Below are 18,382 nucleotides of genomic sequence, written 5' to 3'. Positions count from 1 at the left end.
CAGCAAAAGATCGGGCGGCATGTCAGTGTCCTGGGCCCAGGTCAGCGCCTCTTTGGCGTCGGCCCTGGAAATGACGGTGTGGCCCGCCTTGGTCAGAACGTCTTTCATGAGGTCCCTGAGCTGCTCTTCGTCCTCGACCAAGAGGATCGTTCCCGTCTGTGCCTCGGCGGCAGTAAACTTGCGGACTGCCGGACGCGGCCCCTCGGGCTCAGGCTCGACACGTGGCAGTGAGATCATGAAATTCGATCCCTTGCCCGGAGCCGAATTCACCGAAATCGGATGCTCCATCAGCTCTGCAAGCCGCTGAACAACCGACAGGCCGAGGCCCAGGCCGTTCCCGGCAAATTGCGCATCGCCGTCAACCTGGTAGTAGGCGTCGAAAATTTCTTTGCTTTCCGCTTCTGATACCCCCACGCCCGTGTCGCAGACGAGAACGGTCAGTTGATCCCCCTTGGGACGGCACCCGATCAGGATGCCACCCTTTTTGGTGTATTTCACCGCGTTCGACAAAAGGTTGCGCAACATCTGCTCCAGAAGCTGCGGGTCGGTGCGCACCCACGCGCTGCATGTTACGGACCGTAGCCGCAGCCCGTTCACATCAACCAAGGGGCTGAACTCGTCCACAAGGCGCTTCATGAGCGGATCAATGGCGACGGGCCGAATGTCGGGGTGGACAATGCCGGACTCTATCCGGTTCACATCCAGCATCGAGTCCAGCATCCCCGTCATGGAGTTCAGCGTCTGGTCCAGAAGCATGGCCAATCGCGCGCCCTCGGTCGATGCCTTGTTCGGGGCCATCAGCCTGTGCAGCAGCGCCATCGACTGCAAGGGCTGGCGCAGGTCGTGACTGGCCGCAGCCAGAAACCGCGATTTGGCCTTGGTCGCCCGCTCTGCCTCGTTCATCGCGGCGAGAAGCGCGGCATTGGTCCGCTTGTTTTCGGTGATGTCGGTATAAGTGATCACCACGCCTTCCACGAGGTTGCGCTCGGCGCGATAGGGTTGGACGCGGCGCAAAAACCACTTGCCTTCGGCCCCCGAGGTTTCGCGTTCGATCGGGTCATGTGTCGCCAGCACCGCGCGCGCATCCGCATCCAGTTCGTTGTCGCGCGCCACGGCGGCGAGGTCCGCAATCGGGCGGCCGACATCGCTTGCACGAACGTTAAAAATGTTTCGGATCGCGGGGGTGTAGAACCGGATGTTCAGATCGAGGTCCAGAAACAGGGTCGCCACATCGGTGCTGTAGAGCACGTTTTGCAGGTCGTTGGCGGTGGTGCGGTGACGCTCCAGTGTTTCCTGCAACTGACCGTTCAGCGCGGTCAGCTCTTCGTTCAGCGACTGCAATTCTTCCTTTGAGGCCAGCAGCTCTTCGTTGGTGGACTGGAATTCCTCGTTGACCGACAGCGCCTCGGCGGCATCGCTGCTATGCGCCTCGACCTCTTGCTCCAGATCGCGCAACGCATCCTTGAGATCGCGGCGCGTGGCGGCCAGATCGGCTTCCAGATCGGCGGTGCGGGTTTTGCCGCCCTTGGGCGAAGACCCCTGCGCAGGGGCCAGGCCGGGGAGCGCGGTGTCGAGAAAACAGGCCAGCAACAGCGGCTCTTGCCCGGCCGAGACCGCATGCAGGGCGATATCGAAGCTGCTGAACCCTTCCAGGTGCCCGCTTGAGATCGTTACGATCGGGTTTGACGGCGTGCAGGACTCCGCTGCCTTGCGAAACTTTGACCGCAGCGCCTTGGGCAGCATTCCAAGGACGCCGGGATCGGGATGGCCCTGACTCATCTTCAGGTATTTTTCAGTCGGACCGAGCAGATAGAGACACTCCAGCCGGGTGTTCATCAGGATCGCGGCGGGCGCGTAGTTCTCCATCACAATCCGCCGGCAGAGGTCCGCCAGCGCGGTTCGCCGTGAGGGTTCCCGGTCGGGCTGTGGTGGCGGCGTTTCCTTGCGCTCACCAACCGGAAAATGCAGATCGGCTGGGTGGCTATGCCCCACCCGGCGCCAGAGCCGCGCCTTCTTGTCCGCAATGGCGAAACAGGCATCGGTCTGCCCCGGCATTTCGGCAGCCCCCAGCAGCAGCAAACCGCCCGGTCGCAACGCAAAGCAGCAGCGCGCGACAACGCGCTTTTGCGCCTCCGCATCCAGATAGATCAGCAGGTTGCGGCACGACACGAGGTCGATTCTGGAAAATGGCGGGTCCGACAGCAAATCCGCGACGGTAAAGACGATCACGTCCCGCAATGCCGAGCTGACACGCCAGCCGCCTTCTTCGGATACAAAGAAACGTGCCAGACGTTCCGGGGAAACGGCAGCCTCTATGTCCTTGGGGTAAAAGCCCGCACGCGCGGTCGCGACCGATTCAGGGTCGACGTCGGAGGCCAGAACTTGAAGCCGGGTGTCGGACCCCGTCGCCTCGATCGCTTCGCGGCAGCTGATGGCGAGGCTGTATGCCTCCTCGCCCGTGCTGCACCCGGCAACCCAGAGCCGCAGCGGCCGGTCGGCAGGCAGCCCCGCCACAAGATCGGGAATGGCCTTGTCAGCCAGATGCTCGAACACTTCGGGGTCTCGGAAAAAGCTGGTGACGTGGATCAGAAGATCGGCCATCAGCTTGTTGCGCTCGTCACCATCCGACTGCACCAATTCATGATACCGGGGAATTTCATCCGGCCTCAGACCAACGATGGCCATGCGGCGCGCGATCCGGCGCTCCAGCGTGCCGCGCTTGTATTGCGAGATATCCCGCGATGCGTGGTCTCCGATGAATGCCAGCAGGTCATCATATCCAGTCGTGGCCTCATCAATCGCATCATTGGGCGTGTCCATCGCCTCAACGCATGCCTGCGGGCTCGCATCCGGGGCCAGATCACCCGCATCCTCCTTGAGAAACCGCTCGATCTCTTCGGGCATCTCATCGATGCGCAAAACATGCTCCACGCCGCCGGTTGCTATGGCGCTTTCGCACATACCTGCATGCTCCGCCTCGTCTGGGTTCTGCGCGATTACCAGACCTCCCGCGTCACGGATCCCGTCGATGCCCTTGCTGCCATCCGTCCCGGTGCCAGACAGCACGATGCACCCCGGCAGGGCATCCGTATTCTCGGCAAGCGAGCGCAACAGCACGTCGAAGGGAAATCGCACGTGCTTGCCCTCATCCGGCTCGGACAGGTGCAGGATATTCTGTTTGACGGTGAGGAAGACACCCGGCGGTATGACGTGCAGATGCCCCTTGCGCAGCGCCATGCCGTCAACCGCCTGAACGACCTTGAGGTCGGTATGACCCTCCAGCAGGTCGATCACCATGCTCTCATGCGTCGGGTCGAGGTGCAGGATCAGGATGAACGCCGCTGGCGTATCACCGGGTATCTTTATCATCAGGGCGCGGCACGCCTCCAGCCCGCCAGCAGAGGCACCAACGGCGATGACGGGCAGAGGTTTGTGCGCTTCGTCTTTTGAAATGGTCTGTTCCAATGCAGATTGGTGGGTATTTCGGCCCTGTAGCTGGTAAGTTGATAATTACCAACCGGACGTTAGGTTTCCTAACTCCCTATACATATCAAACATCCCTATCGTCCGTCAGATTATTTGAACATCGGGGCTAGGTTATACTTCATCACTTCGACGGCCTTGGGATCAGGCGTCGCGGCACGGGGTGTGTGCAAATCTTTGGGGTATGTTTAAATCGGTGCCGATTCTTCGATGACGTGAATCTGACCAATGCTGTCGACTTCGCCCGTGACCAAGGCGTCTAGCCCAGATCGGACTCGTCGACATTCATTGCATCGACCGGGACATCCGTCGCCTTCAGCATTGCGCGGATACGGTCGATATGCACTTGCGCTTCCTCGGCGCGCTGCGAAAGGGCCGACGACGATGCGCCTGTGCTGCGGTTCTTCATCGTGGCGACCAGGTTCTGACGTTCCTCGAACATGCGCAGCGCCGTCCAGAGCGTTTCCTCAATCCGCGCGGACTGCGCGGTCAGGAGGGCCGCAGAGGTAAACGCATGGCCGGTATGACAGCGAAAACGTGAGGGGCCTTCGGCCTTTATCTTCCACAGAACGCCGCCGCAGTCAGGGCAGTTGAAGGGAACCTGATCTCCCAGCGCTTCGACCGATGGCAAATCGCTCAGGACGCGGCGCGCGATCCTTGCCTCGATCACGACGTCGTCCGGTGGAGGTGTCCGTTCTGCCGGTGTTGCGCGCGCCAGCTCACTCAGCAGCGCGCCCATTCTGATGATCGGCACGCAGTGATCCACGCCCACATTGGCGATCACCGACCGCGGCATGTCCGCATGGGCGGCATCAGCGGGGTCCTGAGCAACGCAGAGTCCGCCGCATCGCTTGATGGCCATCATGCCGCTGGTGCCATCATCCAGATATCCGGTGAGGATCACCCCGATGACGCGATTGCCATGGGCAACCGCCGCCGAGCGGAACAGGGGGTCGATTGCGGGCCTCGACCGATTTTCCCGCGCCCCTTTGGTCAGAAGGATCTCATCCCCCTCGACCAGCATGTGGCGATCCGAGGGCGCCAAATATATCGTGCCCGGTTCAAATCGCTGCCCGTCCTTTGCATGCTCGCAGTGCAGGGGCCCGGCGTCGTCAAGCGCGCGCACGAGCGCTTCGCCAGTCGTCTCGGGGCTCATGTGGGTGACGATCAGGAGAGGCGCTGGAAAATCGCCCGGCAATTGCGCAACCAACTCCTTGAGCGCCTGCATGCCACCTGCCGAAGCGCCTACCACGATGAGCATATGATCGTTGGTTGCAGCCATTCAATTCTCCAAATCCGAGGCATTGCCTAACTGGCGGATTGCCTGACGGGCGCCTATGTGACCTTCTCGCCCAATGTATGTTCGACCCATAATTTCTGAACAGAAACCATGGCAACGATTGTAAGTGGCGCGGCAAGGATCAGCCCCATGAACCCGAAAATGAGGCTCAGAAGCACCTGCACGGCGACCAAAAGCGCAGGCGCAAGGTTTACTGCCTTTTCCTGAATCAGCGGCCCGACGATGTTCCCCTCGATGTTCTGAATGACCAGATAACCGGCCAGCACGATGATCCCGGTCTGGGTGCCCTCGGTAAACCCCACGGCCACGATCGGCACCGTCGCGATGAGCGGGCCGATGAACGGCACCACCGTCAACAACGCCGTCAGCACTGCCAGCGTCAGCCACAGGTCAACGCCCAGCAAGAAGAGCCCAAGCCCGACTGTCACCCCGAGAAGGGTCATGGAGACAAGTTGCCCGAGGAACCACCAGCGCAGGGCGTGGGCCAAGGCAGATAGTGTCTCCTGAACTATGTCCCTTCGATCAGGCGGCACGAGGCGCACCAGCCCGTCGCGGTAGAGCGCCGGATTGGCCGACAGGAACAGTGTAAGCACGATGAGGATGAGGAGGCTGGAGGCGACACCGACCGCCGTCACACCAAGACTCATGGCGTGGCCCGCCACATCGCTCACGGCACCAGAGCTCTCGCCGTTCTCGCCATTCATCTCCTCCATCATGGGCAGCGCGCCAAGCTCGGTAAGCCATTCGATCGCCCGCTCCGCGAATTTGACCACTCTCTCGCGGACTTCCCAGAACTGTTGCAAGAGGCGCGTCGCCGCAAGGCTCAAGGCACCGACGATGAAAACCGTGATCGCGATTATCACCCCGACAAGAGCCCTGCCGCGCATAATGGAAAGCCGGCCCCCGATTGCGCGCGCAATACCGTCGAGCCCCACCGCGAGCAGCACGCCCGCGAAGACGAGAAGGAAGACATCCCCGAGGAAATAGACGATCAGAAGCAGCCCTGCCGTCAGAAGTATCGTATTGGTTCTGATCCCGCGCTCCTCCCGCATGCGTATTTTCCTCCGGCGGGGCATATCCGCTCATTGTCCTAGGGTTGTAACCTTCCCGCGTGCCTGTCGTTCCCGTCTGTCCGCCGTGTCATGGCCGGTTTCGCGCGTTGAGTGGCCCGCGCGGATGAATTGCTTTGACCGCATTCGGGAACGGAAACGCGCGTTGCGCGGTATCCTTGTGTATGGCCTTCGACCGGACGTGCTGAAGGCCGTGGGCTATGCAACTCTCAGGAGATCTCTTTCCATGAACAGCGGTGAAATCGAACCCGGCGCAACGGCGCGGGGACATTTGACATGATGGTCTCACGGGCAGATGGCCCCGTCGAACACATCTCTCTCGACCTTTGGGCCGCGAATTTGGAACCCGTCACTCTCAACCTCGAATCGTGGCTCGCCCGTGTGGAGCAGCGACTGTCCAATGCTGCAAAACACGAAGTGGCTGCCTTGATCATGCCGGAATACGCCTGCGCTCAGTGGCTCGCATTTGCCCCGGCTGACCTGCCGCCGCTCAAGCGTCTGGCGTGGCTGGCCGAGATGGGTGAGGACGCCTTGGCCTCGATGAAGGCGCTGAGTGCGCAGTATGGCGTCGCCCTGCTGCCCGGAACCATTCCCCACCGCGTAAAAGGGTCAACCAGCGTGACCAATCGCGCATGGTTCCTTGCCGCAGATGGCCAGATCTTTCATCAAGACAAGCTGAGCCTGACACCTTTGGAAGAGGGTGGCGGCGACGGGCCAACGGCACGCGGCACGGGGATCAACGTGTTTTCATGGCACGGCCTGAGGGTGGCGATGATCGTCTGCCTCGATGTCGAATACACGGCCCTTTGGGCGCGGCTGGGCCAACTGGACCTCGACCTGATCCTGATCCCCGCCAAGGCTGACATGATCACGGGCTACAACCGCGTGTTCGGCTGCGCGTGGTCCCGGGCAACCGAGGCGCAGACGGCTGTCTGTGTCGTAGGGGCCGTGGGCGTTCCGATGGGACATCCGGCGACCGATACCGGCGTCGGAGGGGCGGCCGCCTTCTTGCCCTGCGATGTCTCGATTTCGCTGGATGGCGTTTTTGCAACGCTCGCCCCTCAGCCTGCCTCGGCTGGATCAAGCGCTAATTTGACCGTCCGCGATCTGCCTGTCGGTCAATGCAGGCGGATCCGTAACGGGGCGGCAGAGGCCGAGGTCAACCCTGCATCCTGGAGTGCCAGGCAACTCGACGTCACCGGCGCCTGACATCCCTTTTCGCGTGGCCGAAATCGCCCGAATATTCGGAGAAAATCCCCATGAAACATAGTCTTTTCGCCAGCATGCGCCGGGTAAACCGGATGCTGCGCCCTGCCAAGATGTCAAAGGCATCGCAATCCATGCAAAGGGCAGTAACGGGAATGATGATCGACACCGCCATGGCACCGCTTACCGCCATGACCCCGCCGAAACCCGCGCGGCGCAAGGCAGGGGCGCGCAAGGCTGCGGTCAGCACCACGGCCAAAAAACCAAGCGGCAAGGGCAAGCAACTGAAAACCAAGCGCTCGTTGCTTCCGCGTGCCAAGTCATCGCGGCCAAGCCTCGTGCCGCGCATCCCCAATGGGGCGCAGTTCATAACGCGCAAACATCGCAGTGCCACCGGATCGCGCAGCTACAGGCTCTACCTGCCGGCAAGCGCGCCCCAGTCACCGAACGGCCTGATCCTCATGCTGCATGGGTGCAACCAGACGGCCGACGATTTCGCGGTCGGCACCCACATGAACGCAGTCGCGGAAAAACATGGGCTCGCCGTCGCCTACCCCGAGCAGACAAGACGCAGCACCGGGGCGTCGTGCTGGAATTGGTTCCGGCCACGCGATCAGTTTCGCGGGGCGGGCGAACCTGCGATGCTGGCCGCCCTGGCACGCAAGCTGACACGGGAATTCGGGCTTGATCGGAGCGGCGTCTTTGTGGCGGGCCTGTCTGCGGGCGGTGCCATGGCGGCAATCCTGGTGGATGTCTATCCTGATGTCTTCAGCGCGGCAGGTATCCATTCCGGCCTGCCGCGCGGGGCGGCTCACAATACGCTTTCTGCGATGTCGGCGATGCGCAGCGGGGGCAATTCAGAAGGCGCGGTCCCTGCCACACTCTCGGCCAGCCCGGTGCGCCGCATTGTCTTTCAAGGGGATTCGGACAAGACGATCCATCCGTCCAACGCGCCTGGCCTCGTCACTGCGGCCCTCGGTTTGGACGCGGTTCCGGCAAAAACAAGCAACCGATCGGTGCGCGGGCGCGCCTACGCCCGCAGTAATTTTGCCGGGGCTGACGGCAAGATCCTGTTGGAGCTTTGGGTGCTGGAGGGTGGTGGCCACACGTGGTCTGGGGGAAGGGCCGCCGGATCATACACCGATACCAAGGGACCAGACGCCTCGGTTCAGATGGTGAGGTTCTTTCTGGCCTAGCTTTGCGAGCGGATCTTGGCCCACGGCTTGCCGGCATCACCATTTGAGCCGCCCTGATCTACAGATACCCCTCGCTGCGAAAGCTGAGCTCGCAGGATTTGCCGATGATCAGGTGATCGTGCAGGGTAATGCCCATCACCTCGGCGGCGTTCTTGATCTTTTGGGTCATGACGATGTCGGCCTCGCTGGGCGTCGGATCACCCGAGGGGTGATTATGCACAAGGATGAGCGCCGATGCATTCAGTTCCAGCGCGCGGTTGACCACCTCGCGGGGATAGACGGGCACATGATCGACCGTGCCGGTTGCCTGCGCCTCATCAGCGATCAGCGTGTTCTTGGTATCGAGAAAGAAAAGACGGAATTGCTCGGTATCGCGGTGCGCCATCGTCGTGTGGCAATAGTCGAGGAGCGCATCCCAGGACGAGATGACCTGCCGCCGCATGACGCGCGCGCGGCTCAGGCGCTGGCTGGCAGCCTCGATGATCTTGAGCTCGACAATGACGGCCTCGCCGACACCGCCGATCTTTTCGAGCCGTGCGGTTGGCGCCGAAACCACGCCGTTGAAATCCCCGAAGTGATCCAGAAGTTTGCGCGCCAGCGGCTTGACGTCGCGGCGGGGGATGGCGCGAAAGAGCACCAGTTCCAGCAGTTCGTAATCGGGCATCGGATCGGCGCCGCCCTGCATGAATCGCGCGCGCAGCCGCGCGCGATGGTCGCGGATATAGGACGGCTGCGAAGCGCCCGGCGCGGCCTCAGTTTGAGGCGCCTCGTCACCGCCGAAGAGGGGCAGGGCCGCCTCGCTGAAATGTGAATATCCGCTCATGCGTCGCAGATTGCGCCGGAATGCTTAACGCCCGGTTAAGACCGGTCAGCTTTTGCCCCATCCGCCGCCGCCAGGCGTTTCCATTCCGAACACCGCGCCTGCCTCCAGCTCGATCTCATCGCAGCCCTTCAGCGCGCGCCGCGTGCCATCGGGCAGCTCGGCCCAGTTGCGCCCGACCGCGCCGGGCGCGCCGCCCTCTGCGCCGAAGGGCGCAATGTCGCGGTGCGAGCAGAGCGTCGTGACGGTGACCGGCTCCAGAAACCGCATGCGCCGGATCACGCCATTGCCGCCCTGCCATTCGCCCGCCCCGCCCGAGCCGGGACGGATGCAGAACTCTTCCAGCCGGACGGGAAAGCGTTTTTCAAGGATCTCGGGGTCGGTCATCCGGGTGTTGGTCATGTGGCTTTGAACCGCATCGCAGCCTCTGAAACCCGGCCCTGCACCGGTGCCACCGGCGATGGTTTCGTAATTCTGGAACACGTCATTGCCCCAGACAAAATTGTTCATCGTGCCCTGACTGCCCGCGATCACCCCCAGCGCACCATAGAGCGCATTGCAGGTCGCCTGGCTGACCTCGGTGTTTCCTGCAATCACGGCGGCGGGATAGACGGGGTTCAGCATCGAGCCCTCGGGCACGATCACGCGCAGTGGCTTGAGACACCCTTGGTTCAGCGGAATATCTGTCCCCACCAGCGTGCGGAACACGTAAAGCACGACCGCGTCACAGATCGCGCGGGGGGCGTTGTAATTGCCGCCATGCTGCGGCGAGGTTCCGGCAAAGTCGATGACGGCCTCGCGCGCGTCCCTGTCCACCTTGATCGAGACGCAAATTTCGGCGCCATGGTCCATCGGATAGCGAAAGGTGCCATCGGCGAGCTTGTCGATCACGCGGCGCACGGCCGCCTCGGCATTGTCCTGCACGTGGCCCATGTAGGCCTGCACCACGTCGAGGCCATAGGTCTCGACCACGCCTGCCATGGCCTGCTTGCCGGTCTCGTTCGCGGCCACCTGCGCCTTGAGGTCCGCCATGTTCTGCTGCACGTTTCGGCAAGGATAGCGGCCCCCGCGCAGGACGGCTTCGGCCTCTGCCTCCAGAAAATCGCCAGCCTTGACGAGCTGGACGTTGTCGATCAACACGCCTTCTTCGTCGATATGCGTGCTGTCGGGGGGCGAGCTGCCGGGGGTGCGCCCGCCGATATCGGCGTGGTGCCCGCGGCTCCCCAGCCACATGACGGGCGTCTCCCCGTCGAAGATGGGCGTGATGACCGTCACATCGGGCAGATGCGTGCCGCCATTATAGGGCGAATTCAGCATGAAGGCATCGCCGGGTCGCGCATCGGGATTGAGGCGCATGATCGTCTTGACGCTGTCCGACATGGAACCCAGATGCACCGGGACGTGCGGTGCATTGGCCACCAGATCGCCCTTGGCATCGAAAATCGCACACGAGAAATCCAGCCGTTCCTTGATGTTGACCGACCACGAGGTGTTTGCCAGCGTCGCGCCCATCTGGTCGGCGACGGACATGAAGAGGTTGTTGAAGACCTCCAGCAGGATCGGATCGGCCTTGGTGCCTGCCGCCTCACCGCGCTGGGCCGCGTGCCTCTCGATCACGAGGTTCGCGCGGGTATCGAGCCGCGCGGTCCAGCCCGGCTCGATCACGTTGGTTCCTGTTGGCTCCGTGATGATGGCGGGGCCCTTGATGCGGCTGGCGGAGTTCAGGGTGTCGCGGCTGTGGATGGGCACATCGGCCCAGGCCCCGCTCTCGGCGCCCCCTTCATACATCGGGATCAGCGCGGCGGGCGCACCATCGCCTTCGGGCGGCGTCAGGGCGATATCCTCGCGGCTGGTGCCGTTGGTCTCGACGCTGACCATGTCGATGATGATGTCCCGCCCCGGCGAGATGAAGCCATAGCGCTGCTTGTGCGCGGCCTCGAACATCTCGCGCGCAGTGGCCTCGGTGCTGCCTTCGACCGGGATCGTCTGGTGCGAGCCGTCGTAGCGCAGGTGCAGGCGGTGCGTGACGGTGCTGCCTTCGCCCCCTTGGGCCGCAACCTCGGCCTGCGTTTCGTCCCCGAGCTTGCCCACCGTCTCCATCGCGCGCGGATATTCGGGGAGGGGCACATCCATCTGCGCCTCCTTCATCGCTGTTATCGGCGCAAGGCCCATTCCATAGGCGGACAGAACCCCGGCATAGGGATGGATCTGCACCCGCGTCATTCCCAGCGCATCGGCCACGCCGCAGGCATGTTGCCCGCCCGCGCCGCCAAAGCATTGAAGCGTGTAGCGCGTCACGTCATGGCCGCGCTGCACGCTGATCTTCTTGATCGCGTTGGCCATGTTGTCGATCGCGATGCGCAGGAAGCCATGGGCCATGTCCTCGGGGCTGCGCGCCGGCTCGCCCGTGGCCTCGGCGACATGATCGGCCAGCTCTGCGAATTTGGCGCGCACGACATCCGCATCCAGCGGCTCATCGCCGCCCTCGCCAAAGACCTGCGGAAAGTGATCGGGGTTCAACTTGCCCAGCATGACGTTGCAGTCGGTCACGGTCAGCGGGCCACCCCGGCGATAGCAGGCGGGGCCGGGGTCGGCGCCCGCGCTTTCGGGGCCGACCTGAAAGCGGCCATCCTCGAACTTGCAGATGCTGCCGCCGCCCGCCGCGACCGTATGAATATCCATCATAGGGGCGCGCATGCGCACGCCTGCGACCTCGGTCTCGAAGCTGCGCTCGTAATCGCCTGCAAAGTGGCTGACATCGGTCGAAGTTCCGCCCATGTCGAAGCCGATCAGACGCTCGTGCCCCGCCGCGCGGCCCGTATGCACCATGCCGACGATACCGCCTGCGGGGCCAGAGAGGATGGCATCCTTGCCCTGAAAGCGCCGCGCCTCGGTCAGGCCGCCATTCGACTGCATGAAGAGCAGCCGCTCGCAGGCCGTGCCGAGGTCGAGCGCATCCGCCACGCGGTCGACGTAGCGGCGCAGGATGGGCGACAGATAGGCATCGACGACCGTGGTGTCGCCGCGGCCGACCAGCTTGGCGAGGCGGCTGACCTCATGGCTAGTGCTGACTTGGGTATAGCCGATGTCGCGGGCGATCTCGGCCACGCGGGTCTCATGCTGCGGGTTCAGATAGGCATGCAACCCGGCGATGGCGACGGCGCGGATGCCCTTGTCATAGCTGGTTTGTAGCGCGGTGCGTGCCGCATCCTCGTCCAGGGGGCGAATGACCTCGCCGCTGGCATCCAGACGCTCATCAAGTTCGGCCACCTCGTCATAGAGCAGGTCGGGCCGCTTGATATTCAGATCGAACAGGCGGGGCCGGGTCTGGTGGCCAATCAGCAGAAGGTCGCGAAAGCCGCCGGTTATCATCAGCAGCACAGGCGCACCCTTGCGCTCCAGAAGGGCATTGGTGGCCACGGTCGTGCCCATCTTGACCGCAGCGATGCTTTGTGGGGCCAACTCGTCCTGTCCGATCAGCTGGCGGATCCCCTCGACGGCGGCATCCTCGTAGCGCTCGGGATTGTCGGACAGCAGCTTGTGCGTGTGGAGCGTGCCCGATGGGTCCAGCGCCACGATATCGGTAAAGGTGCCGCCGCGGTCGATCCAGAATTCCCAACGCTTGTCCATGACGCCCCCTATGATGCGGCCCTCAGGTTTGGGGGCGGCGCGGGGAATGTCAACGGGCGTGGGGCATTGAAACCGGGGCGGCTTTGCGCCCATATTGCCCGCGAACCAAAGTCAAGGAGCGGCCCCATGGACCTGCGCAGGATTTCCGACGATTTCAGCGTCTCACCCCAGATCGCACCGGGCGATGTGCCTGCCATCAAGGAGGCGGGATTTCGCGCGATCATGTGCAACCGCCCCGATGGGGAGGATCCAGGCCAGCCCGATGTTGCTGCCATCGAGGCGGCGGCGCGGGCCGAAGGTCTGGAATTCCGCACTGTGCCGATCGTCTCGGGTAGCCTGAGCGAGCGCGACGTGGAAGATTTCAAGGCCGCACTGGCGGATCTGCCGCAGCCGATCCTGGCCTATTGTCGCAGCGGCACGCGCTGCACGACTGTGTGGAGCATCGTGCAGGTCGGCCAGATGCCTGACGCCGAGATCGTCTCGGCGGCGGCGAATGCGGGCTATGATGTGCGCGGGATCGTGGCGCAGATGTCGGGCCGGGCCTGATGCCGGGTGCGTGGGGCGCGGCCCTCCTCGATGGGGGGCGGGTGACGCTCTACGCGGTTGAGGGCGGCCGTATCGCCGCGCATGATTTCGCCTCGTTGGAAGAGGTGGCGAAGGCATCTGGGATCGCGCCGGAGCGTCTGGTGACGCTCAATGCCGCCGTGCGCGGATCGCCCCCGGCCAAGACGCTCGATGTGGCGTCGGGCACGCTTGGCGCGCTTCAGCAGGCGGGGCCTGCCGCCCTTTTGCCGCCCGAAGCGCGCGTTCTGATCGCGGGGGCGCTGGCGGCGCAGCCGGATTGGGACGGCATCATGCTGATCCCCGAGGCAGACGTCACCCATTGGGTGCATGTAAGCGCGCGCGAGATCGTCAGCTTTCAAGGGGCGGCAACGGGGCGACTGGCTGCTGCGCTGGGCGCGTCTGGCGATGCGCTCGACGCGAGTGCGCTGAGCGATACGATGTCGCGCCCCGAGCGGCTTGCCGCGCATCTGAACGCCGCAGCCCTGACCGGGGCCAGCGCCGCCGTGCTGGGCCATCTTCTGGGCGCCGAACTGGCCGCGATGCGCGCCTATTGGCTGGGCCAGGAACTGCGTATCATCGGGCCCGCTGCGCCCTACGCCGAGGCGCTGGAGGCGCAGGGTGTCATTGCCGAAGCGGTGCCGCGGGCCAAGGCGTGGGAGGCAGGCATACATGCGCTCGCAGAGGCGGCGGGTCTGACCGGCTGATCACTGCGCGCGGTGTGGCTGTGGACGTTGGGGTATTTGACCCAAGAAACAGCCAAGGCCGTGAGTCAGACGATCCGAGGGAGGAGGCCGCGCTAGGCGGCCTCACACACATCTGACAGCCGGGTTTATTTCTGAGCGAAGGGGGCGGCATCACCCCATAGCTGGCGCACGCGCGCGTCGCGTTTGCACGCATCGCGGTAGAGCTTGTAGGATTCCGCGTAGGTCTTGATGCCAAAGCGTGTGAACTTGGTCTCATCGCTCTTGTAGTAATCCTGGTGATAATCCTCGGCCTCGTAGAATGTCTGCTCGGGCAGGATCGGGGTGACGATCTCTTGGCCAAGCTCGCTTTGCGCCTGTTCGATCGCTTGGGTTGCTTCCTGCGCCGCTGTGCCATCTGCGAAGATTGCCGTGCGATAGCTGTCGCCGCGATCACAAAACTGACCGCCCGCGTCGGTCGGATCGACCGACCGCAGGAACATGTGCAGAAGTTGGGGGCGGGTCACCTGATCGGGATCATACATGATCTGAACCGCCTCGTAGTGGCCGGTATTGCCGCCGGTCACATCGCCGTAGGTCGGGTTCGTCGTGGTGCCGCCTGTATAGCCGGAGACAACCTCGCTCACGCCTTTGACCTGTTCAAAATCGGCCTCGACGCACCAGAAACATCCGCCAGCGACGGTCAGAATCTGGGTTTCGGCGGCATGGGCCTCTGTTCCATCGGCCGCAAAGCCTATGGCGATAAGCCCGCCCAGCAGCAGGGTCTTGAGATTGGTCATGACTTGGGTCACGGGGGGTGCATCCTTCTGATAACTGGGGATACCATGGCCCAAGCGTGCGCCCCCGCCAACCCGCCGAAACACAGGTTCACGCAAGGGTGAGAAGTGGTGAGCCGAAACGCTTTAGATATCGTATCGCTTGAGGATCTTGTCGACCCGCTCGCCCGAGGCAAGGGCGACATCCTCGCGGCGGGCATAATCGCGAAAGCCGCGACTTTGGTAGTAGATCAGGCCGCCCTCGTTGTCGGCGCGGATGTTGGCGTTGATCCAGACATATCCCAGCGCCTTGGCCGCCTTGGCCGTCGCACTGAAAAGAGCCGATCCGATCCCCAGACCGGTGCGTCCGATCTGAACGAAGGTGGCGATGTCGCAGGCCTCGGGCGGCAGATGCGGCGCAGGCTCGATGTATTGAAAGCCGCGCAGGGCGCCATCTGCATTCAACGCCACATGCCAGGCCGAACGGTCTGGCGCGGTTGCCATCATGCGGCCCATATCGCGGCTGGTGACAGGCTCCGTGCGGGCGGTGGTGCCGCCTGCCGACACGATCCCGTTCAGCAGCTCTGCCATCGGCGGGGCATCCAGCGGCGTGGCGCGGCGCACATGGATCATGCCATCAACCCCAACAGCGCATCGGTGCGGGCGGTGAAATCGCTGCGCGTCTCAAGCGGGGGACGCAGGCGGATCGTCAGCCCGCCCATCAGCGCAGCATCGGGCCGGCCAAAGAAACGGTCGGCCTCGGCCATGTCAAAGCCCGCGATCTGTGTGGCCTCCATCCAGGCGCTGATCCTGTCGGCCTTCTTGATCTGCTTCTTGACCGCAACGGGCAGCGTGGCAGGCAGGCCAAAGCGGATGTGGATCGCGGCCATCAGGCGCTGGTCCATTTCGTCATAGCCGGGGCCAACCGCGTTCTTCACAGGCGAAATCATGTCGCCGATCACGTATTCGGGCGCATCATGAAGAAGCGCGGCCAGCTGCCATTTGGCTGGCGCACCGGGGGCGATGCGGCGGAATATCTCTTCGACCAGCAGCGAATGTTCGGCCACCGAATAGGCGTAATCGCCCAGCGTCTGACCGTTCCAGCGGGCGACAAAGGCGAGGCCGTGTGCGATATCGGTGATCTCGATATCCATCGGTGTCGGGTCCAGCAGATCGAGCCTGCGGCCCGAGAGCATCTTTTGCCATGCGCGCGGATTTGCCATTTGGGCCCCCTCGGTATCGTTGCCCCCACTCCATAGCGCCCGGCGCGCGGGTCTTCCAGCATTGCCGCAATGCCCACCCGGTGCTATCTGCCCCTCAACCCTCATTTCCCAAGGAGCCAACTCCAATGGCAAAAGACTATATCGTCAAGGACATAAATCTGGCCGCCTACGGCCGCAAGGAACTCGACATCGCCGAGACCGAAATGCCGGGCCTGATGGCCCTGCGCGAGGAGTTCGGCGAGGCGCAACCGCTGAAGGGTGCGCGCATCGTCGGCTCGCTCCATATGACGATTCAGACTGCCGTTCTGATCGAGACGCTGAATGCGCTTGGCGCCGAAGTGCGCTGGGCATCGTGCAACATCTTTTCCACGCAAGACCACGCGGCGGCGGCCATCGCCGAGGGCGGCACGCCCGTCTTTGCCATCAAGGGCCAGACCCTGACCGAGCATTGGGATTACCTCGACCGGTCATTCCAGTTTGCCGAAGGCGCCAACATGATCCTCGACGACGGCGGCGATGCGACGCTCTACGTGCTTTTGGGCGCGCGTGTCGAAGCGGGCGAGACCGATCTGATCGAAGTGCCCACCTCGGAAGAGGAAGAGGCCGTCTTTGCCCAGATCAAGAAGCGGATGAAGGAAAGCCCCGGCTGGTTCACCAAGACGCGCGATGCGATCAAGGGTGTCAGCGAAGAGACGACCACGGGCGTTCACCGCCTCTATGATCTGCACAGAAAGGGCCAGCTGCCCTTCCCGGCGATCAACGTGAACGACAGCGTGACCAAGTCGAAGTTCGACAACAAGTATGGGTGCAAGGAAAGCCTTGTCGATGGCATCCGCCGCGCGACCGATACCATGATGGCCGGCAAGGTCGCCGTCGTCATGGGCTACGGCGATGTCGGCAAGGGGTCGGCGGCGTCGCTGGCCGGTGCGGGTGCACGCGTCAAGGTGACTGAGGTCGATCCTATCTGCGCGCTGCAAGCCGCAATGGATGGCTTCGAGGTGGTTCTGCTGGAGGATACGCTGGCGACGGCGGATATCTTCATCACCACGACCGGCAACAAGGATGTGATCCGCATCGAGCATATGCGCGAGATGAAGGACATGGCGATCGTCGGCAACATCGGCCACTTCGACAATGAAATTCAGGTGGCCAGCCTCAAGAACCACAAATGGACCAACATCAAGGAACAGGTGGACATGGTCGAGATGCCCTCGGGCAACCGTCTGATCCTTCTGTCCGAGGGCCGTCTGTTGAACCTTGGCAATGCCACCGGACATCCCAGCTTTGTCATGTCGGCCAGCTTTACCAATCAGGTGCTGGCGCAGATCGAGCTGTGGAAGAACGGCGAGCAATACAAGAACGAGGTCTACATCCTGCCCAAGCATCTGGATGAAAAGGTCGCGCGTCTGCACCTCGATCGGATTGGGGTCAAGCTGACGCCGCTCAGCAAGGAGCAGGCTGACTATATTGGCGTGACGCCCGAAGGTCCGTTCAAGCCCGAGCATTATCGCTACTGATTTTGCTCAATTTTGTCGGGAACTGACGTGTTTCCGCCGATTCAGGCAGGGCCCTTGGCGGGTTTCTGCCTGTTTTGGTTTCGGGGCTTTCAAATAGTTGATCTGGGCCGGAACCGGCGGGGGCCATCATTCCTTACCTTGGCGTAACGTGTAGCCAAGGAGGAATACACAATGGCACTTAAGAAACTCATGATGACCGCAGCCGCATCCGCATTGATCGCAGGCGGCGCAATCGCCCAAGATACCACGACGGGCACCGGCACGGATACTGGAATGGCGGCCGATGCGCCGGCAATGACCCCGGCCTTCACCTCGATTGACGAGATGACCGTGGGTGATCTGGTGGGTATGAGCGTCTATGAGCCCAATGGCGAATCCATCGGCGACATCGATTATGTTGTCGGCGCAGGTGGCACTGCCGAGGCGGTCATCGGTATCGGTGGCTTCCTGGGTCTTGGCGAGCATACTGTCGCCGTTCCGCTGGACGAACTCGGCTATGACGCGGATCAGCAGATGGTCACGATGGAAACCACGCGCGAGGCGCTGGAAGAACGTCCCGAGATCGACGAGTCGGGCCTTGAAGGCTTGCCGGACGAGACGCCGCTTGCCGATATGATGGCGAGCGACGACATGTCGGACGATTCCGCGACCACATCGGACAGCATGTCTGATGATGCAACGACGGATGACGCGGCCGAGCCCGCAACCACCGATGACACATCGAGCGAAGGCATGGACACCGAAGGCACATCCACCGACGACAGTGATGAGTCCACGGAAGAGGGTGATGAATCCACTTCGGATGACAGTGGCTCGGATGACAGCGGCTCGGATTAAAGTGGGTCTGATGAAAGTGGGTCAGATGACGCAGAGAGTGATGACTCCGAGTCCGATGACACGGACACAGAAGGTTCCGA

The 18,382-nt window shown here is 62.9% G+C and carries 14 protein-coding genes; 6 read left to right on the top strand and 8 right to left on the bottom strand.

All coding sequences use genetic code 11. The features are described 5' to 3' along the window. From V8352_RS08410 to V8352_RS08400, 3 genes are all read right to left on the bottom strand, one after another. Positions 1 to 3,465: CheR family methyltransferase (locus tag V8352_RS08410; RefSeq protein ID WP_336423826.1), on the bottom strand; the 3,465-nt coding region annotated here is incomplete at its 3' end. A gap of 277 nt (positions 3,466 to 3,742) precedes the next feature. Further along, positions 3,743 to 4,765, bottom strand: a complete 1,023-nt coding sequence (locus V8352_RS08405; RefSeq protein ID WP_336423825.1) for a chemotaxis protein CheB — start codon at positions 4,763 to 4,765, stop codon at positions 3,743 to 3,745. Positions 4,766 to 4,818: 53 nt separating this feature from the next. Next, on the bottom strand, positions 4,819 to 5,835 hold the full coding sequence (locus tag V8352_RS08400; protein ID WP_336423824.1) for an AI-2E family transporter: 1,017 nt from the start codon (positions 5,833 to 5,835) through the stop codon (positions 4,819 to 4,821). A 294-nt stretch (positions 5,836 to 6,129) separates the two neighbouring features. Between V8352_RS08400 and V8352_RS08395 the strand changes: the two genes are divergently transcribed. Beyond that, the gene (locus V8352_RS08395) at positions 6,130 to 7,062 is read left to right on the top strand and encodes a nitrilase-related carbon-nitrogen hydrolase (RefSeq protein WP_336423823.1); all 933 of its coding nucleotides are present in this window, start codon (positions 6,130 to 6,132) and stop codon (positions 7,060 to 7,062) included. A gap of 50 nt (positions 7,063 to 7,112) precedes the next feature. Further along, positions 7,113 to 8,255 carry an extracellular catalytic domain type 1 short-chain-length polyhydroxyalkanoate depolymerase gene (locus V8352_RS08390; RefSeq protein WP_336423822.1) on the top strand — a complete coding sequence of 381 codons (1,143 nt, stop codon included), beginning with the start codon at positions 7,113 to 7,115 and terminating at the stop codon, positions 8,253 to 8,255. Positions 8,256 to 8,313: 58 nt separating this feature from the next. On the opposite strand, the gene radC is transcribed toward V8352_RS08390, so the two are convergent. Together radC and V8352_RS08380 are read right to left on the bottom strand one after the other, a co-directional pair. Beyond that, positions 8,314 to 9,078, bottom strand: coding sequence for a RadC family protein (radC, locus tag V8352_RS08385; RefSeq protein WP_336423821.1), 765 nt, complete (start codon positions 9,076 to 9,078; stop codon positions 8,314 to 8,316). Between the two features lie 45 nt (positions 9,079 to 9,123). Further along, positions 9,124 to 12,705: a hydantoinase B/oxoprolinase family protein gene (locus V8352_RS08380; protein WP_336423820.1), complete on the bottom strand. Its 3,582-nt coding sequence runs from the start codon at positions 12,703 to 12,705 to the stop codon at positions 9,124 to 9,126. Between the two features lie 126 nt (positions 12,706 to 12,831). Between V8352_RS08380 and V8352_RS08375 the strand changes: the two genes are divergently transcribed. Together V8352_RS08375 and V8352_RS08370 are read left to right on the top strand one after the other, a co-directional pair. After that, entirely contained in the window at positions 12,832 to 13,251 is a 420-nt protein-coding gene (locus V8352_RS08375) for a TIGR01244 family sulfur transferase (RefSeq protein WP_336423819.1), read from the top strand. Then, entirely contained in the window at positions 13,251 to 13,973 is a 723-nt protein-coding gene (locus V8352_RS08370) for a 2-dehydro-3-deoxygalactonokinase (protein ID WP_336423818.1), read from the top strand. Before V8352_RS08375 ends, V8352_RS08370 begins: the two co-directional genes overlap by 1 nt. 125 nt (positions 13,974 to 14,098) lie before the next feature. Here the strand turns inward: V8352_RS08370 and msrA are convergent, their stop codons facing one another. From msrA to V8352_RS08355, 3 genes are all read right to left on the bottom strand, one after another. Next, positions 14,099 to 14,749, bottom strand: coding sequence for a peptide-methionine (S)-S-oxide reductase MsrA (gene msrA, locus V8352_RS08365; RefSeq protein WP_336423836.1), 651 nt, complete (start codon positions 14,747 to 14,749; stop codon positions 14,099 to 14,101). Between the two features lie 123 nt (positions 14,750 to 14,872). Then, positions 14,873 to 15,358 (bottom strand): GNAT family N-acetyltransferase, encoded by a 486-nt coding sequence (locus V8352_RS08360; protein WP_336423817.1) that lies wholly within the window; start codon positions 15,356 to 15,358, stop codon positions 14,873 to 14,875. Further along, on the bottom strand, positions 15,355 to 15,948 hold the full coding sequence (locus tag V8352_RS08355; RefSeq protein WP_336423816.1) for an HD family hydrolase: 594 nt from the start codon (positions 15,946 to 15,948) through the stop codon (positions 15,355 to 15,357). The genes V8352_RS08360 and V8352_RS08355 overlap by 4 nt, the downstream gene beginning before the upstream one ends. Positions 15,949 to 16,073: 125 nt before the next feature. Between V8352_RS08355 and ahcY the strand changes: the two genes are divergently transcribed. Both ahcY and V8352_RS08345 read left to right on the top strand, forming a co-directional pair. After that, positions 16,074 to 17,465 carry an adenosylhomocysteinase gene (ahcY, locus tag V8352_RS08350; RefSeq protein ID WP_336423815.1) on the top strand — a complete coding sequence of 464 codons (1,392 nt, stop codon included), beginning with the start codon at positions 16,074 to 16,076 and terminating at the stop codon, positions 17,463 to 17,465. A 171-nt stretch (positions 17,466 to 17,636) separates the two neighbouring features. Then, a complete protein-coding gene (locus V8352_RS08345; RefSeq protein ID WP_336423814.1) occupies positions 17,637 to 18,302 on the top strand; it encodes a PRC-barrel domain-containing protein in 666 nt (221 codons plus the stop codon). The last annotated feature ends 80 nt before the right edge of the window (positions 18,303 to 18,382 follow it).

Origin of the sequence: Roseovarius sp. D0-M9, assembly GCF_037083805.1 — a bacterium.
Classification (GTDB): Bacteria; Pseudomonadota; Alphaproteobacteria; order Rhodobacterales; family Rhodobacteraceae; genus Roseovarius.
This window is presented reverse-complemented; position numbering and strand designations above follow the sequence as displayed.

Coding starts and splice junctions, on each gene's coding strand:
- V8352_RS08405 (WP_336423825.1), bottom strand. CDS start 4,765: ATGGCTGCAACCAACGATCATATGCTCATCGTGGTAGGCGCTTCGGCA.
- V8352_RS08345 (WP_336423814.1), top strand. CDS start 17,637: ATGGCACTTAAGAAACTCATGATGACCGCAGCCGCATCCGCATTGATC.
- msrA (WP_336423836.1), bottom strand. CDS start 14,749: ATGACCAATCTCAAGACCCTGCTGCTGGGCGGGCTTATCGCCATAGGC.
- V8352_RS08380 (WP_336423820.1), bottom strand. CDS start 12,705: ATGGACAAGCGTTGGGAATTCTGGATCGACCGCGGCGGCACCTTTACC.
- V8352_RS08360 (WP_336423817.1), bottom strand. CDS start 15,358: ATGATCCATGTGCGCCGCGCCACGCCGCTGGATGCCCCGCCGATGGCA.
- V8352_RS08390 (WP_336423822.1), top strand. CDS start 7,113: ATGAAACATAGTCTTTTCGCCAGCATGCGCCGGGTAAACCGGATGCTG.
- ahcY (WP_336423815.1), top strand. CDS start 16,074: ATGGCAAAAGACTATATCGTCAAGGACATAAATCTGGCCGCCTACGGC.
- radC (WP_336423821.1), bottom strand. CDS start 9,078: ATGAGCGGATATTCACATTTCAGCGAGGCGGCCCTGCCCCTCTTCGGC.
- V8352_RS08370 (WP_336423818.1), top strand. CDS start 13,251: ATGCCGGGTGCGTGGGGCGCGGCCCTCCTCGATGGGGGGCGGGTGACG.
- V8352_RS08355 (WP_336423816.1), bottom strand. CDS start 15,948: ATGGCAAATCCGCGCGCATGGCAAAAGATGCTCTCGGGCCGCAGGCTC.
- V8352_RS08395 (WP_336423823.1), top strand. CDS start 6,130: ATGATGGTCTCACGGGCAGATGGCCCCGTCGAACACATCTCTCTCGAC.
- V8352_RS08400 (WP_336423824.1), bottom strand. CDS start 5,835: ATGCGGGAGGAGCGCGGGATCAGAACCAATACGATACTTCTGACGGCA.
- V8352_RS08375 (WP_336423819.1), top strand. CDS start 12,832: ATGGACCTGCGCAGGATTTCCGACGATTTCAGCGTCTCACCCCAGATC.